General features: G+C 38.4%; 12 protein-coding genes. 3 read left to right on the forward strand and 9 right to left on the reverse strand.

Going from position 1 to position 16,280, the window contains the following annotated elements; translation table 11 throughout:
* Nucleotides 1-62: 62 nt before the first annotated feature.
* Together IPM92_10265 and IPM92_10270 are read right to left on the reverse strand one after the other, a co-directional pair.
* Nucleotides 63-1,232, reverse strand: a complete 1,170-nt coding sequence (locus IPM92_10265) for a thiolase family protein (GenBank protein MBK9108725.1) — start codon at nucleotides 1,230-1,232, stop codon at nucleotides 63-65.
* 108 nt (nucleotides 1,233-1,340) lie between these two features.
* Entirely contained in the window at nucleotides 1,341-2,993 is a 1,653-nt protein-coding gene (locus tag IPM92_10270) for an NAD(P)H-dependent oxidoreductase subunit E (GenBank protein ID MBK9108726.1), read from the reverse strand.
* A 179-nt stretch (nucleotides 2,994-3,172) separates the two neighbouring features.
* Between IPM92_10270 and IPM92_10275 the strand changes: the two genes are divergently transcribed.
* The 3 genes from IPM92_10275 (at nucleotide 3,173) to IPM92_10285 (ending at nucleotide 6,586) form a co-directional block, all read left to right on the forward strand.
* Nucleotides 3,173-3,442 carry a hypothetical protein gene (locus IPM92_10275; protein ID MBK9108727.1) on the forward strand — a complete coding sequence of 90 codons (270 nt, stop codon included), beginning with the start codon at nucleotides 3,173-3,175 and terminating at the stop codon, nucleotides 3,440-3,442.
* Nucleotides 3,443-3,809: 367 nt separating this feature from the next.
* A complete protein-coding gene (locus IPM92_10280) occupies nucleotides 3,810-5,516 on the forward strand; it encodes a hypothetical protein (protein ID MBK9108728.1) in 1,707 nt (568 codons plus the stop codon).
* A 2-nt stretch (nucleotides 5,517-5,518) separates the two neighbouring features.
* A complete protein-coding gene (locus IPM92_10285; protein ID MBK9108729.1) occupies nucleotides 5,519-6,586 on the forward strand; it encodes a hypothetical protein in 1,068 nt (355 codons plus the stop codon).
* Between the two features lie 266 nt (nucleotides 6,587-6,852).
* Here the strand turns inward: IPM92_10285 and IPM92_10290 are convergent, their stop codons facing one another.
* The 7 genes from IPM92_10290 to IPM92_10320 all read right to left on the reverse strand — a co-directional run bounded on the left by IPM92_10290 (nucleotide 6,853) and on the right by IPM92_10320 (nucleotide 16,152).
* Nucleotides 6,853-8,601 (reverse strand): T9SS type A sorting domain-containing protein, encoded by a 1,749-nt coding sequence (locus tag IPM92_10290; protein MBK9108730.1) that lies wholly within the window; start codon nucleotides 8,599-8,601, stop codon nucleotides 6,853-6,855.
* A gap of 399 nt (nucleotides 8,602-9,000) precedes the next feature.
* On the reverse strand, nucleotides 9,001-11,841 hold the full coding sequence (locus IPM92_10295) for an FAD-binding protein (GenBank protein ID MBK9108731.1): 2,841 nt from the start codon (nucleotides 11,839-11,841) through the stop codon (nucleotides 9,001-9,003).
* 490 nt (nucleotides 11,842-12,331) lie between these two features.
* Nucleotides 12,332-13,099: a hypothetical protein gene (locus IPM92_10300; protein MBK9108732.1), complete on the reverse strand. Its 768-nt coding sequence runs from the start codon at nucleotides 13,097-13,099 to the stop codon at nucleotides 12,332-12,334.
* A gap of 330 nt (nucleotides 13,100-13,429) precedes the next feature.
* Nucleotides 13,430-14,188, reverse strand: a complete 759-nt coding sequence (locus IPM92_10305) for a DUF2807 domain-containing protein (GenBank protein MBK9108733.1) — start codon at nucleotides 14,186-14,188, stop codon at nucleotides 13,430-13,432.
* Nucleotides 14,172-14,555 carry a GntR family transcriptional regulator gene (locus IPM92_10310; protein ID MBK9108734.1) on the reverse strand — a complete coding sequence of 128 codons (384 nt, stop codon included), beginning with the start codon at nucleotides 14,553-14,555 and terminating at the stop codon, nucleotides 14,172-14,174. The genes IPM92_10305 and IPM92_10310 overlap by 17 nt, the downstream gene beginning before the upstream one ends.
* Nucleotide 14,556: 1 nt before the next feature.
* Nucleotides 14,557-15,312: a hypothetical protein gene (locus IPM92_10315; GenBank protein MBK9108735.1), complete on the reverse strand. Its 756-nt coding sequence runs from the start codon at nucleotides 15,310-15,312 to the stop codon at nucleotides 14,557-14,559.
* Between the two features lie 21 nt (nucleotides 15,313-15,333).
* Entirely contained in the window at nucleotides 15,334-16,152 is an 819-nt protein-coding gene (locus IPM92_10320) for an ABC transporter ATP-binding protein (protein ID MBK9108736.1), read from the reverse strand.
* Nucleotides 16,153-16,280 lie beyond the last annotated feature (128 nt).

Consider the following 16,280-nt stretch of genomic DNA (forward strand, 5'->3'; position numbering starts at 1 on the left):
AAAATGGTGATGCAAGTTTATCCTTGTTTTGTTGATGAATATCCAAGTACTAAAGATAAACATTAATAAGCTTCCACGACTGCAGCAATGCCCTGGCCACCTCCAACACAAGCTGTTATGAGGCCATAGGATAAATTTCTTCTTTTCAATTCACAAAGCGCGGTCATCGTCAACCGGGCTCCACTGCAACCCAATGGATGACCTAGTGCAATCGCACCACCGTTTACATTTACCAATTCCGGATTCAGACCGGATTCTTTGATAACGGCCAGACTTTGAGCTGCAAAGGCTTCATTCAATTCTATAATCGAAATTTCGTCCAGTTTTTTTCCGGCCTGATGTAACGCTTTTGGAATGGCAAGACAAGGACCCATTCCCATAAAAAGTGGATCTATGCCGGCTACGCAACAACTGAGAAGTCGTCCTATCGGATTCAAATTTAATTGTTTCAGCAGAGTTTCACTTACGACGATGTGAAATGCTGCACCATCGGTCGTTTGACTGGAGTTTCCTGCAGTTACAGACCCTGATTTTGAAAAAACCGGTTTGAGAGCAGCGAGTCCTTCCAACTGTGTGTCGCGGCGTATGCCATCATCTTTAGCTACGACAGATGTGTGTGTAACTAAAACACCTTCTTTGAAAATTTTTTCTTCTATGCTTATTTTTTGAATCTCTTGTTCAAAAAGCCCTGCGTCTTGAGCTGCAGCTGATTTTTGATGTGATCTCAAAGAAAACTGATCTTGTTCTTCTCGACCAATAGAATATTTTTTGGCAATTGCTTCTGCAGTCAAACCCATGCCAATCACATAATCGGGATGATCCTTAGCCACTGCATAACTTGGAGCAAGTTTGTATCCTTCCATAGGTATCAAACTCATACTCTCTACACCGCCGGCGATAAAACAATGCCCCATGCCTGCTCTGATTTTAGCAGTTGCGATGGCAATGCTCTCTAAACCGGAAGCACAATACCGATTCACAGTCATTCCCGGAACATCTTTGCCAAGTGCCCGCAAAGCTATTTGTCTTCCGATTTGTAATCCTTGTTCGCCTTCCGGATTGGCACAACCCACTATGACATCTTCAACATAATGGCTGATCCCTGGAATCTTTTTAACAAGCGCTTTAATTAATTCGACACCCAAATCGTCAGAACGCATAAACCGAAAGCCGCCTTTTTTGGCTTTGGTGAATGGCGTACGGTTCATCGCAACGATATAGGCTTCTTGCATGGGGAAGGATTTAGAAAATAATTTATATTCTTGATCTATCAATGATGTGTTTGCCCTTAGCATTATAATTCAGAAACAGTAAGAACCAAAAACTTTTTAAGATACTCCTTACTGTAGATAAGTCTTTAACTCGTCTTCAAAATACATCAATGCATTATACACTGGAAGAGGAATACCGCCACCCAAAGCGCAAAGAGATCCCCGTTTCATCGTATCCAATAAATCCAACAGCAGTTCGCGGTCAATTTTATAGCTATCATCCAATCGTGCTTTTTGCAACATTTCTTTTCCGCGCGTCGAACCCAATCTGCAGGGAAAACATTTTCCGCAGCTTTCATGGGCCGTAAATGCAAAAAGATGTTCCAAATACAATATCATTGGAAAAGCATCCGGCACGGATACAACCGATGCGTGGCCAAGCATAAATCCCTGACTGGCGAAGGATTCAAAATCAACCGTGAGATCATCGATTTTAGAAATAGGGACCAGCCCCCCTAATGGTCCGCCAATATGTAATGCTTTTACTTTTGTTTTAAATCCATTTCCCAACTGATAAACGACTTCTTTCAGTGGAGTACCCATGTCCACTTCATAGATGCCAGGTTTGTTAAAATGACTATCGAGCGAGATTAACTTTGTACCGCTGGATTTGGCGGTACCGGTTTTTGCAAAGGCAGCACCTCCATCTTTTACAATGGCAAATAAATTGGCCAAGGTTTCAACATTATTGACTACTGTAGGTTTTCTGAAGAGGCCTTCTTGCACCGGAAACGGAGGCCTTACGCGCACTTCAGGTCTTTGGCCTTCAATAGAAGACAACAGCGCGGTTTCTTCGCCACAGATATATGCGCCCTGGGCTTTGATGACTTTAAATTCATACGAAAAATCACTTGATAAAATGCCTTCACCTGTGAATCCCCAGTTTCGAAATGATTCCACGGCTTCCTGCATAATTTCTACCGATTCGGGATATTCTGCCCGAATGTAAATGACGCCTCTGTCGGCTCCTGCCATATATCCGGCAGCGATCATTCCGAAAAGAAGCAGATTTGCCTGGTGCTCGAGTATATATCTATCGCTGTAAGATCCCGGATCGCCTTCATCTGCATTGCAGACGATAAATTTACGGGGCCCCGGCATTTTCGAACAACTATCCATTTTAATCCACATCGGAAATCCGGCTCCGCCTCTTCCTCTCAGACCCGATTGTTTTAATTCTTCGATCCATCTGCCGGCCGGCTGACTCAACAAAACTAACAACTGTTCGCGTAGCGCATCGTAACCGGGCTGTGCTCGCGTCAACAATCCCTGGCCCGTAGATTTTACTTGATATTTATCCCTTATTCTTTGTTGCGATTGACGAATTTTAGAAATTTCATCAATGGCGGTTCCCGAATAATTGGATCCTTCATAATGGAAGGCATTGTTTTCATGGCATCTGCCCAGACAGCACATTTCACCGATTGCAGATTTCGGAAAATGTTTTTCAAGTTCTTGCTGCAATCCGCTTTGCGTTCCTGCAGTCAGACAAGCCGAACCATTGCATACATAAACTTCTTTACCGGCGTTCGAAGCCCTGGTAAAATCGTAGAAACTTAAGGTGCCAAAAATGGTGGAAGTACCTATCAGGTATTCTTCGGCTATCCTTTTGGTTTCATCTTCGGAGAGTATGCTTTTGTGATGAACTTGGATGCCCAGTTCTTCAAATAGATTTTCCTGTAGTTCCTTTCTCCCTGAAAGATGGCTGATATTTTTTGACATATGAAGCGAAATTCAGCAGTGAAATTACGACTTTTAGCTGAAGCTGTCTTTTTCTGAACATGAGGAGGACAATCCATCTCATATTCAACAATTTTATATATAATATTTTTTCAAATGAATTGTTAAAAAGCTTTACATTCGTTACAGTATTATTTTTTCACCTTCTAAACTTACAAACGATGGACTTAACTTCGATTTTGATCAACACCGTAGCGGGAGCAGGCGGTGGCTACCTGGGCAATATGCTCAAAAAGAATGGTTTAGGTATGATTGGTAACTTGATTGCAGGGGCTGCTGGAGGCAATATCCTACCTGTGCTTATTTCTGCATTAGGTATGCTCGGCGGAGGCGGAGATGAAGGAGGATTTAATATTGTTGGTTTGATCATCTCCTTAATAGGTGGAGGTGCCGGCTCTTTATTGGGCGGTTTATTTAAAAAAGCACAATAAGGTACGAGAATGGCTCGCCTCGTTACTTCGGGGCGATTTTTTATTAAAGTATAATTGAAATTGGTGATTCTGGAACGAGTCGTCAGAAATGTGATTGTTGTTCCCTAAAGCTAGCTTTGCTTAGCTTTTTGCAGATCGGACTTGACTTTTACTAATTGATGTATTATATTTGTAACATCTTCTGTTCCAACAGAAGTGGTTTTATTCAGTTAGCTTGCCTGAGCCAAATGGAGTCGGAAATGATAAAGAAAGAGCATTTATTATAATGCTGATTTTTCCTCAAGCTTTCGAAATGGATAAAAGGTGTGGATAGATAACCTCCCAGGAACATAATCTGTACTCATTATTCACCTTTTAATACAAAGCCATGCAAAATTTATTTACTTGCTTAAAGTATTTCGCATTTTTATTATGTGCAGTGCTCAAACTTGCTGCTCAGGAAGAATGTGTCCTCATTATTCAGGGAGTGCGGGACAAGCCGGATGAAGATTTTTTTAATAATTCAAGCGATGCGATGGCAGCAGCTATGGCAGCATTTCAGCCCATGCCTAATATCACTGTATTAAGGCCAAAAAATGAAAGCAGCAACTTAAAAACGCCTCCTAAAAGGAATGAAAAAAATTATAAAGACAAAGAAGACTTGCTCAAATTAATTGAAGAAGCAATATGCGATGCAAAATGTAAAAATGTAGTCATCAGTTTTATAGGGCATGGAATGGGCAGTACAGGTATTAACAATGCTCCTGCAAACAATAAGGCGGGTGGCATGAAAGTAGGTCCGGGTAATACTACTACCAATGACTATCTGACGGCCGCTGATATGGCAGAAATCATCGATAAATGTAAAAAATCGGTCAAGCTCATTCCATCCCAATGTTTTGCAGAATCTATGATTAATGGTATTGTTGATGAATTGAAAAATAAACATCTGGTGGGTGTTGCAGTCGGCTCGAGTCCTTGGGATAAGAAGTCATATGGTGATATAGGCGGCATATATCATTTTTTAAAATATTTTCTTGAAGATTATTATCTGATCCTTGGAGATCCGAATGTCATGGAACAAATTAAAAAGAATGCAGCGGAGTTGAAAAAGAAAAATGAACAGAAAAATAAGGAGATAGAAGCAGAGAACAAAGCAATTCAGGAAAAAATCAAAATATGTGAAAAGGAATATGCTGATCTAACAAAAAAAAGAGATGCACTTTCAATGCAAACAGTTGATAAAAATAAGGAAAAGGAAAATGCAGAAAATGCTATCAAATTACTTGAAATAAGAAAAACGCTTGAAACAGCACTTGATGGTGAAAAGGATAAGAACAAGCAAAAAATGTTAAGGGACACGCTCAAGAAAAATGCAGATGCGCTTAAAGCAGTAGGTGTAACCGGATTGCCATCAAGTGGAAAATTAGATAAAAAACTGGAAAAGCTGATGAATGAAATAGTCAAGCAACAAGCAAAAGCAACTGCAGCTGAAACGACTCTCGAAAAAGTTAGAGTGGAATGGGCTGTCGTAAATCCGGCTTGGGTGGCAAAAGGAGCTATGCTCGAAGACTTAAAAGCTTCTATTAAAGCAATCATTCCCGATCATACCCCCATTATGGAATTGGTCATTCACGAAGCTTTTAAATCTGCTCAAGAAAAAACAAAATCGAGTATGCCCGTTGAACCTGTGGTACCCGTCGTTACGGGTAAAGTAGATTTACCGGCAACTCCGCCTACACATGTTGAAGTAAAGAATCAGCATTTTTATTTCAGGAAAGTCATTGATCAAAAGACCAATAAATGCACTGTTGTAGGATACCGGGCTGATTCAAATGGAAACCCAATAGGTCCGATCACAACTAAAGAATGTGACATCAGTTGTAAAAACCTGAACTTTAGTTATCAGGATGGAAATCAAACGCACGATGTAAAAGCAAGTTTAAATGAAGATACCAAAAAATATGATTTCTTTTATGACAACGAAAAAGTAGCATTTTACAAAGCAGAATATCGAAAAGCAGAATTGATTTTACCGGGTCAACTTTTGGCTGAAGTGCATTTTCAAACTTTTTTAATCAAATTTCAGATGTAGTAGTGCCCGGATGGGAAACTTTTGACCTTCAATATAATGAAGAGAATTCGAGGCTAACTTTTAAAATAAATAAGGAGTCAGAAATTCATGAAGTGGTCATGCGGTTTTTGAAACACGAGGATATTCGAATCAAAATTGATCAGCAAATCACTTATTTATTATCGCAGACCAGAAATTTCTCCTTAGTGTCCAATTCAGGTTTGCAGAATGGAAAACTGGGTTTGATCCTGATGGAAAATCAAATCATAGGCTGTATGCAAAATTGCAACCAATCAACTCCAATTGGAATCGTAGGTCAATGGGCATCTGATCAAGAGCGGTATATACTGTTTTCAAGTGTATCTAATTATCCCTTCCAGGTTTTTCCTCATCCTGACAATACATCCCTGATGCTTTGGCAACATGCCGGCCAAACAGGAATTTTGTATCACGATATCTTCATAGAACCCATCATCAAACAATTCCTGGTCCAAGCAAATTCTGAAGGAAGAAATCAACTTTATTGGGAATTGTTTTTGGAACACTTGATTCATGGTGATTTAGCCCGATTTAAATACATGATGGTGGTAGTTCAGGATGCGAATGGATTTTCACAAGCTTATCCAATAGCACAAAGTCAAAACACATGGATTGATCCCATACTCAGGCTGAGCCAGGAGCTTAACTATCGTTTGTATGCTGTATCGCAAGATCCATCGTATTCTGTAGCATATTTAGGGCCTTATTTTGATTTAACGGGAACTCAGGAATGTTTTACCCAGCAAGGTGGCGCGACTTTGCGTAACAAAATTAGAACGGAAAATCAAGATGAGCATTCCTATGCGATTCATATATTGCCGAATCCGTTTTCCGATGTCTGTACTTTTCAAATCTATTCGTCCGAATCTATAAGAGGAACTCTTATGATCTATGGTTTGGATGGTTCAATGATCTGGAAAGCTGAACATTTCATTCAGCAAGGTTCAAATATTCTTGAGATACCGGGTGGCTTGTTTCCATTGCCGGGTTTGTATTATTATCAATGGTTTGATGGCGTTCAATCATACTATGGGAAAATGCAGAAAAATTAATGGTTTGAAATCAGAATTTTATTTTAAAGTTATTTTGAAATATATATTCGGTCATTTCATTTTATTAATTCCGGGAAAATTGCTTGTTTAAGAAAGACCTTGATGCATACCAATCCAAGGGATTCGGATAGTGCTGCAACATTCTTGATATTTTTAAGAATAAGCCAAGTGAAATATTAAATTTCTCAGGGCATTTATTAAATCCAGAATTGTCATTAGGATTTGTAATAGAATTCTAATGACAATTCTGGGTTAAAGTATTATTATTACAATTTTACGATCTTGATCACTTCCTGAAAGTGCTTGGATTGGATGCGAACGAAATAAATTCCGGGAACCAATAAATTGGTTTCCAGATTCAATTCCAGGCTTTCAGTAAAATTCTTTTTCAAATAGACAACTTCTTTATAAATATTAAGGATATCCACTTGTAAAATATCCAATGGAATTTCTGAAAATTGGATTTGTAATTGATCAGTGAATGGATTCGGATAAACGCTAATTTTATGCTTATATTGATCTTGATCTAAGGAAGTAATGATGTTGTCCAATTTAGCTATAAACACATCAACCGTATTAAAGGTGCTATCCTTATTAACAAGTTCATCATTTCCGCAGATGATGGATCGACTAAAATAATCACCGGTAATATGGATTTTTCCTTCAGCATCAAGTGCCATTGATAATCCAATGTCATATTCTGATCCACCCATTTCTTTAACCCAATTGAAATTTCCGGAATCTTCTAATTTTAAAATAAAAACATCACTGCTGCCAGCCGATTTTAATTGTAAAGCGTTGTTGTTGTCGAAGTAAATCGTGTTTGCAAAAAATCCGGATATATAAAGATAAGCACCATGCTTACTGATGGAATTTGCATTGGTTTCTGAACCGGCACCGCCCATTTGTTTAGCCCATTTAAAGTTTCCATCTTTATCAAATTTACAAATGACCATATCTGTAGTACCGACGGCTGTTACATTATGAACGCCCGTACCGGGATCGAGATCAACGGATCCGCCGCCAATTCTACCAGCTAAATACAATCCGCCATCAACTTGTTGATCAATCACCAATGCATTTCCTTCACCAAATCCGGGACCCCCCAAATCTTTTGCCCAAATAAACTGTCCATTTTGATCCAATTTTAAAATAAAAATGTCATCAACGCCTAAAGCGGTAATGACATGCGTTCCGGGACCTGGATCAAAATCAACCGCGAGCCGAAACCGACCAGTAATATAGACATGTCCTCCATTAATCGTATCCATGGCTATTTGATAGGCAACATCAAAATTGCTACCACCTGCGGTTTTAACCCAAACAAAATCTCCTGTGCGGTTTAGCTTTAAAATAAAAAGATCAAAAGATCCATTGGAAATCTGTTGGACAACGCCGGCACCTGGGTCAAAATCGACAGTGCCTGCAAACAAACCGCAAATGTAAAGATCTCCACTGCCTGCCGGATCGATGGTGATAAAGTTACTGCCTGCGTTACTTGTACCCCTAATCGCGCGAACCCATAAAAAGTTTCCATCCTTATCCAATTTAAGTACAAAATTATCATTGGATCCGGCTGATGATAAATTGGAAATACCCATACCCGGATCAAAATCGACGGTACCGATAAAGTCCCCCGTAATAAACAAATCACCATTGCCTGATGGATCTATGACTATGGATCTGGCCACATCACTTCCAAGATTTCCGCCGATCCCTTTTACCCAGATAAAATTTCCATCTTTATCCAATTTCAAAATAAAGAAGTCATAATAACCAGCTGAAACGAGGCTGCTTACGCCGTCACCAGGATCAAAATCAACTGTATTTTGATAAGGCCCGACCACATATACACTTCCATCTCCAGCTTTATCAATCGCGATGAAATTACCCAATTCATTTCCCGAACCACCTATACTTTTCGCCCAGATCCAGTTTGGTGTTTGGGACATCAGTTTGTCGCATTGAATGTAGAAAAATGAGACCAAAAATGCAATGAAATGAAATGTTTTCATAAAGATTTGTTTTAATAGAATGGATCGCTGTGTAAGATAGTGTTTAAACACGGGATTTTTCAAGAATAAATTCATTTTAGATTTCTAGAAGAATGGATAATTGTTAATTGCTATGCTCATCCAACACTTCGATTTCTTTAGTTCAAAGTCTGGAAATTTTCTGTAGCTTCAATTGAAAAACTGTTAGCATCAGACTTTTTTGAGAAAGTTTATATTAGTCTTGGAAATATTTAATTCAACACCTGCGAAACGGAATTTGTTTTGTACTTTCACTTGCTTGTTACCGAAACATTGTCCCTCAAGATAAATATAACTAACAAATGTTAGTAATTGTAATGAATGAACTTTTATGACCTATCTAAGGCTTCCGATTTTAAAATCAGAGCTATTGGTTTCTACTCAGCATTCAACATATTCAATCCAATGTTTTGCCGTCCGTCCTGCAAAATCATGAATCTGGTGCCGGCAACTGAAACCAGTAGCAATGATATGGGCATCGCTGTCAGATTTTTGAATTCCAGGAATCAGCGAAGTTTCTGCAATGGTTTTGGATAAGTCATAATGCTTTTTTTCATAACCAAATGATCCCGCCATACCGCAACAACCGGTTTGCAACTCTTCCAAACTAACGTTTGTCTGTATTTTAAATATGCGATGGATGGATTGTGTTGTAAACATGGCCTTTTGGTGGCAATGACCATGCAAAATGTATTTTCCCGGCCGAATTCGGATGCGGTTTATCCAATCTTGCCGACTGCAAAGAAAATCCTCTAATTGATAAATATGCGGTGTATAATTTGCGTAGCGATGATCTTCGATCAAATCCGGAACATCGTCTTTTAAGGCTGTTGCGCAGGAAGGTTCGCAAACTACTACTGGAATTTGTTGCTTTAAATAAATTTCCAGATCTTTCAATGTGGTTTCACCCTGATGTCGTGCTTCCCGTAGTAATCCTTTTGAAATTGCCGGTCTTTGACAACAATTCTTTTTATAAACGGCAACTTTTAGTCCTAATGATTCTAATAGTTTCAAGGCAGTGTAACCAATGGAAGGTTCGTGGTATTTGATATAGGTATCTGCAAACAGAACTACATCGGGATCTTTTGTATCTACATGATTTGTTACAAACTTGGATTTCGCATAAGACGGTAAAATACGTCGGCGGTCCAAGCCTGAAATTTTTTCGAGACTTGCTCGAAATAGTTTTGTTTGTAAAAAGGCATTGACCAATCCGGCTGGCCATCCTGTGCTTGCCATTGCAATTTTATTTTGGGCTAAAATAAAATGGTCTGTCAATGTTTTTCCGCTCTTGTTTTTGGCTACATGGAGAACTTCGCTTTTCAGTTTAGACATGTCGACATTACTCGGGCATTCAGATTTACATGCTTTACAAGAGAGACAAAGATCCAAGATTTCTTCGAGTAGCGGACTCTCCAGGCCGAGATCATCGAGTTGTCCGCTCATGGCGAGTCTTAACAAATTAGCCCGTCCTCGCGTGCTGTCTTTTTCTTCAAGTGTAGCGCGATAACTTGGACACATTGTGCCGCCCTGCAGTTTTCTGCATTCACCCACGCCATTACATAAGTGCACAGCTTCTGAGAAACTGCCTTCTGATCGATACTGAAACATGGATTTGAAAGCCTGTTCCCGATAGCTTTTACCGTATCTTAAATTCTGATCGACCGGTGGCGCTTCCGTAATTTTGCCCGGATTCATGATGTGTTGCGGGTCGAAAATATTTTTGATTTCTCTAAATGCCTGATATAATGGAGAACCGAAAAACGCTTCATTATATGGACTCCTTGCCAGTCCATCGCCGTGTTCGCCACTCCAGCTGCCTTTATATTTTTTGACCAATTGCAAGCATTCAGATGAAATCAGTTTCATGCGATCAATGTCTTCTGCATCGCGGAGATCCAACATTGGTTTTACGTGCAGCAAACCTACGCTTGCATGTGCATATGCAACTACGGGTACATCATGGCGATGGCAGAGATCAAATACTTCTCTAATATATTTGGACAAATGTTCAAGAGGAACAGCAGCGTCTTCAATAAAAGCGATGGGTTTCCTATTACCCTTTACACCCATGAGCAGGCCCAATCCTTTTTTACGAACGGTGAATACAGCATCAATTTCTTTTGGATCTGAGATTACCGGCCAGGCATATGCAATGTTTAATTTTTTTAAATGCAGTGCGAGTTCATTTGCTTTTTGTTCCGCTTCTTGTTGTGTTTCCCCATAAAATTCAACGACCTGTACTCCACCAGGTTCGCCCTGAATGAAATTACAATATCTTTTGGTCTCAATATTTTCCCGGCTTTTTTCAATCAAAAGGTGATCGAGCAGTTCGACAGACGCGGGTTTGAAATCCACCATGGTCTGCATATGTGAAATGGAATCAAAGAAATCTTCAAAATGAACGATGCACAGACTTTGAAATTTTGGATTTGGTTCGAGCTTTATTTTTGCTTTGAGTATGATGCCTAAAGTGCACTCACTTCCAGTGATAAGTTTGCTTAGATTCCATGAGTTTCCTGTAAATTCATCGAGATTGTATCCTCCAACCCTTCGCATAACTTTTGGAAATCCGGATTCTATTTCTGCGCGATGTTCCTGTATAATTTTGAAAATACTTTTATAGAGATCTGATTCGCGGTCAATGCCCTCTAATTTGTGTTCGAGTTCAGGAGCAGTGAGGTCTTTGCAATGCAGCAGTGTTCCGTCTGCAAGTAAGACTTCGAGCTCAAGTACATGGTCTAATGTTTTGCCATATAAGATACTTCTCGTACCGCTGCTGTTGTTGGCAATCATCCCGCCTACAGTGGCGCGGCTGCTGGTTGCCGGATCCGGAGCAAAATGTAATTGATATTTGAGCAATTGGCGGTTGAGCTCATCTCTCACGATGCCCGGCTGCACCCATGCCCATTGTTCCGCGGAATTGATCTCTAGAATACCGGACATATATTTTGTAAAATCGACGACCAAACCTTCTCCTACGGTCTGGCCGACCAGGCTGGTGCCTCCACCACGGGCTACTATTGCTAAGCCGTATTTTGTAGCCAGAGCTACGATATGTTTGACATCATCTTCGTCTTTAGGAAGCGCAATGGCCTGTGGCTGGATCTGATAATTGCTGGCATCAGTAGCGTAAATACCGGTCTGGAGGGCATCGGTATAAACTTCTCCTTTGATGGAAGCAGCTAATTCTGAATAAATTTCCTTTGTGCTAAATTTCATCACCACTAAATTGCAAAGTTATACCAATTGTATTTAAAGATTGTTCCAATCCAATTTATAAATTGCAATGATTAATGCGGAAGTATATATGTAATAGCTTTGAATTGACCGAATCAAAATTTGACTTTATTCGACCGTCCAATCAGGATTTGGAAATGCTATATTTCGAAAAAATGTGAATGTATTGCATTTCATTGAGGGCTACCATATCGTTTACTTTTCTGCGCGTAAATCTTGAGAAGGTTTTGGATATGCTTGAAGTTTAAATATTTAAAACAATAAATGGAAACACATGAGTTTTGTCTCGAAATTCAAATTAGGAAATACAAATGGATAATTCCTTTTCCAGACTTCATGTGAATATGTTTTTTGAAAGCTGGTATTCGAATTTAAGAAGTCATAAATTTTAGATAGCTTCCTAAAAGAAGAAAGCAGTTCGTTTACACGAACTGCCTTCAAAACTACACCTTCAGTTTTATATATTTTCAAATTAAATCTCCAATCTTTTTTGGATGATGTGCGTGCGGATATGCAGGACTTTGTTTTCATTGCATTGGGCGATTTTCAAGCCTACAGTATTTTTGGTAATGACCCATGAAGCGACTACTGGTCTGCCTTCCTGGTGAACCAAAGGTTTCTCAATCATAATATCACCGCTATTTGTGTTTGCGATAAGACGACCTGATGGATCTATCTTGAGATCATTAGCACCCTCCAGATTAAACTGGATGTCCTGATAATTAAATCCGGAAGCCACCTGGAAATCCATTTCTAATTGATCTGCGCGATCTGAATACAGAAGATCAATACCCGGAAAGAGTTGGTTGTAATAAAGTTTGCGAAATTGCTTTTCTTCACATTCTTTATTTGCTTTAGCAGCTTTTCTGTATTTAAACTCTTCAACACCTGTTATTTCCATGTTGCTGTTGGCATTTTCCCAGTTTAAATTTAAAACTTGTGACTTCGCAGATGCAACTGAGGTTTTTAAAATCGAAGCTGATTCAGTAGGATTATTCTCCGTTAAGCGAATGGAAATTCCCTGATGATAAAAGAAATATTTAAGATACTCACCTTGCGCGGTATACAAAATGTTGCGGTGAAAATCCTTTACATTGCATTTGAATTCTGAAAATCTCAACTCTGTCGCATCCAGTACTTCCGGAAGCTGTTCAGTAGTTTTTGCAGAAACCATTCCTAAAGAGATTACAAATACCATTGCAATCATTGCATTTTTCCAATTTAAATTATGCATTTTCATAATACCAATTTTTTTTTTCGTTAATAAAAATCCACTCCCTGGCCGCTTTTCAGCAGTACATTTAATTTTAGCCAATCCTTGTTCAGGAAGTCTTGTTAGTTTGTTTTTCCCAGGTGTTTCGGAAGTCCTCTTTAAAAGATGACAACGTAAAGATAACGTTGCACCGGGAAGAAAGTTTTTAATAAAAACTTAATTTTAATTTTTTATTTTTAAAATAATGTTAAATTATATTTTACCTAAGGGGTGTTTAAGTTGATTATACAGAATAATATTCTGCAAAACACCTTGATCTTAGCATTCAACATTACTGCTTTCAGTAATGTCTGATTATTATTCTGATTTGCTAGCTTCGCTGAATTCTCTGTTTTGAATTTGAGTTTCCAAATTTTCAGCACCAGAGTACACAAGTTTTGCATGGTCAGATAACTCTGCAATGAGTTTTTTAGCAACATGCACACGAGCTTCACAAAAATCCTGCATATTTAAGTTCACAAATTCAGTTTCAAGGGCTTTTGCCTTGAGCTCCGTATGATCATCCATTTGGATATTGCAATTTGTAATTTTTCCCATCACTTTAAGCTGTGAAAAATCATTCATGCGCAATTCCAGTTGATCGAGTATCAGCAATAGATGTCCTTCTGAATGATTTTCTGTTGAAACCATTAGTTGTGTCAAGCGCAAGGTATCTTTCATATGGAATTCTACGAAATTATTTAAGTAAATTTCTGTCAGCGTGTCTGAATATAGATCAATGCGAATGGCTTCATGTGTTCTGTAACTTTGAATGCTGTCCATTCGGATACTGATCCGCTGCCCATCCTGTATAATCTTGACATAATCTTTCAGGTTTTCCTCCACTCTTATTTTAGCATTCGGATTTCCTTTATGCCAGTATACTTCAAAATGTTTTCCGGCTTCGATGATGGTGTAAGCCGTGAGAGGTACATCTATTTCTACCCAGGATTTGTTGCCTATGGTCATTTCTTTTTGATAAGTATTGGCCTCCATTTTAACTTTGATCATGACCACCAATGTTGAAATAAGGATGATGGCTACTGCGATTAGAGAAATTTTATTGCTCAGTTTCATGGTTCTGTTTGTTTTTCCAAATTGAATAATAGTTTTTCATTTCGTCCCAATTGATTCCCAATTGGTCCATGGTCCTGAATAACTCAGGTAAAAAGTCTTCTGCAAACTGGTCCTTGCGATTTCCAATAGATTTATTCATGGCTCCGTTGGCGACAAAAAATCCAATGCCTCTTCTGTTTTCGAGGATGCCTAAATCCTGTAAGAGGGTATAAGACCTCATGACTGTATTAGGGTTGACCTGTATATTGGTTGCGTATTCGCGAACCGAAGGAATCCGTTCTCCTTCCTTCCAGGATTTGTTGATGATATTTTCTTGAACAGACATACCGATTTGCTCGAATATGGATAATGATTTTTTGAATTCCATGTTACACCTCTTTTTCTTTGATTTTTAAATAAGTCATATACCAGAAGAAAGGTGCAGCCAAATATTGAAGAAAGAATTTGCCAAGTTTGAACATCCAGAAATCTTCCAGAATCAAATCAATGGGTACGTTGTAATCTACATCAACCCCATGTATGCCATCTCTGAATTCCGGAAACAAAATATAAGCAAACAAAGCCACTACAAGCATATAAGCCAAAGCACTTACTATGGTCCAAAGAATTACTTTGTACCAGGAACCTGTATTGAACATCGCAGCTCCAAAGAAAAATACACTGAAAACAATAATTATAAAATGTAATCCTTGCAAATTTTCTCTGGTGAATAAACTATAGGTATTTGTTGGCTTATTCATAAAGACTTCAACAATCAATTGATGGCTCATGTAAAAGAGATAAAATAAAATAATTGAACCTATCCAGAAGAGGATGTTGCCAAACATCCATTTTGTGAAAACTTTTTCAAACGCGGTTGCCGGTAAATTCAAATAATCTGCCCGAGTTGGGAGTTTTTTCAATTCTTCAAAGGAATTGACGATATAGATAAAACCGAAGACTGCAAAAAATCCTTCCAGGGAGACAGTCCCAATTTTGCCGTTTTCGAAATAAGCTACTACACTTGTCAATACTAAAATACCTGCAAGTACAATGCCCATGATTCGAAAGAAAGGAAGGAATGATTCGTAAAATTCCTTTTTTGTCAGCCAGGCGATTCTATTCAAACTAAATGATGTATTCATATTTGTTGATTTTTAAAGAGATTAAATAGATTTAGAAATAATGGCGTTGAATAAAATTTCAATGTCGACCTCTGTCTGAACCTGGTTTTCCTGTTTTAAATTCATAACTACATGTCCACCTGGAACTTGTTCAGCATAGATAGATTTTTCAGGTATTTGAGAACCAGGAACGAAATCAAAGCGGTATTTGGAGGAGATGTGAAATAAGTCTTGATTGAATATTACTTGACCTCCTTCTACAACTACAATTCTATCCAATAAATTAGCAACATCTTTTACCTGATGGGTAGAAATTAATATACACTGATCTTCATTGAGAGAAGAAGAAACGACTTTTCTAAAAACCATCTTGGAAGGGATATCCAAACCATTGGTAGGTTCATCTAAAATTAGAAGTTTGCAACCAGTAGCAAGAGCAAAAGCAATCAGAAATTTTTTCTTTTGCCCAAAAGACAGTTCTTTTAACTTGCCATCGGAGGGCAATTCAAATTCCGAAAGAATGCGATCAAATTTTTCATGATCCCAATTTGGATAAAAATTGGAATAAAGTTGAACGTAGCGACGGATAGTGACTTCTGGCAAAATATATTCTTCCTGAACGTAATATAAATCCGTTAGCATTTCCACGTGGCGTCCTCTGCTGGAAGCTCCATTCACCAAAGCTTGACCATGTTGAGGGAAGAGCAAACCAGAGACGACTCTAAGGAAAGTCGTTTTACCAGCACCGTTTTTTCCCAGAATACCATTAATGGTTCCCGATTCCAATTGTAAATTGAGATCTTGAAACAGCGGAGCTTTCTTCTTGCGATAACCAAAACTCATTTCATTTACCTGTATCATTTGTCTATTGTTTTAGTGTATTAGTTAAATAGTACACTACAAAGGTATGTATGAACTTTGAAATATTCCAAATATTTTTTGTAAAAATTTTTACATTTTTATTTATATAATACATAATATACACATAA

The sequence above is a fragment of the Saprospiraceae bacterium genome (assembly GCA_016719615.1).
Lineage (GTDB): Bacteria > Bacteroidota > Bacteroidia > Chitinophagales > Saprospiraceae > Vicinibacter.

What these genes read in the sequence shown, in the direction of transcription:
- IPM92_10315 (MBK9108735.1), bottom strand. Translation starts at nt 15,312, where the DNA reads ATGAATACATCATTTAGTTTGAATAGAATCGCCTGGCTGACAAAAAAG.
- IPM92_10300 (MBK9108732.1), bottom strand. Translation starts at nt 13,099, where the DNA reads ATGAAAATGCATAATTTAAATTGGAAAAATGCAATGATTGCAATGGTA.
- IPM92_10270 (MBK9108726.1), bottom strand. Translation starts at nt 2,993, where the DNA reads ATGTCAAAAAATATCAGCCATCTTTCAGGGAGAAAGGAACTACAGGAA.
- IPM92_10280 (MBK9108728.1), top strand. Translation starts at nt 3,810, where the DNA reads ATGCAAAATTTATTTACTTGCTTAAAGTATTTCGCATTTTTATTATGT.
- IPM92_10320 (MBK9108736.1), bottom strand. Translation starts at nt 16,152, where the DNA reads ATGATACAGGTAAATGAAATGAGTTTTGGTTATCGCAAGAAGAAAGCT.
- IPM92_10290 (MBK9108730.1), bottom strand. Translation starts at nt 8,601, where the DNA reads ATGAAAACATTTCATTTCATTGCATTTTTGGTCTCATTTTTCTACATT.
- IPM92_10310 (MBK9108734.1), bottom strand. Translation starts at nt 14,555, where the DNA reads ATGGAATTCAAAAAATCATTATCCATATTCGAGCAAATCGGTATGTCT.
- IPM92_10265 (MBK9108725.1), bottom strand. Translation starts at nt 1,232, where the DNA reads ATGCAAGAAGCCTATATCGTTGCGATGAACCGTACGCCATTCACCAAA.
- IPM92_10275 (MBK9108727.1), top strand. Translation starts at nt 3,173, where the DNA reads ATGGACTTAACTTCGATTTTGATCAACACCGTAGCGGGAGCAGGCGGT.
- IPM92_10295 (MBK9108731.1), bottom strand. Translation starts at nt 11,841, where the DNA reads ATGAAATTTAGCACAAAGGAAATTTATTCAGAATTAGCTGCTTCCATC.
- IPM92_10305 (MBK9108733.1), bottom strand. Translation starts at nt 14,188, where the DNA reads ATGAAACTGAGCAATAAAATTTCTCTAATCGCAGTAGCCATCATCCTT.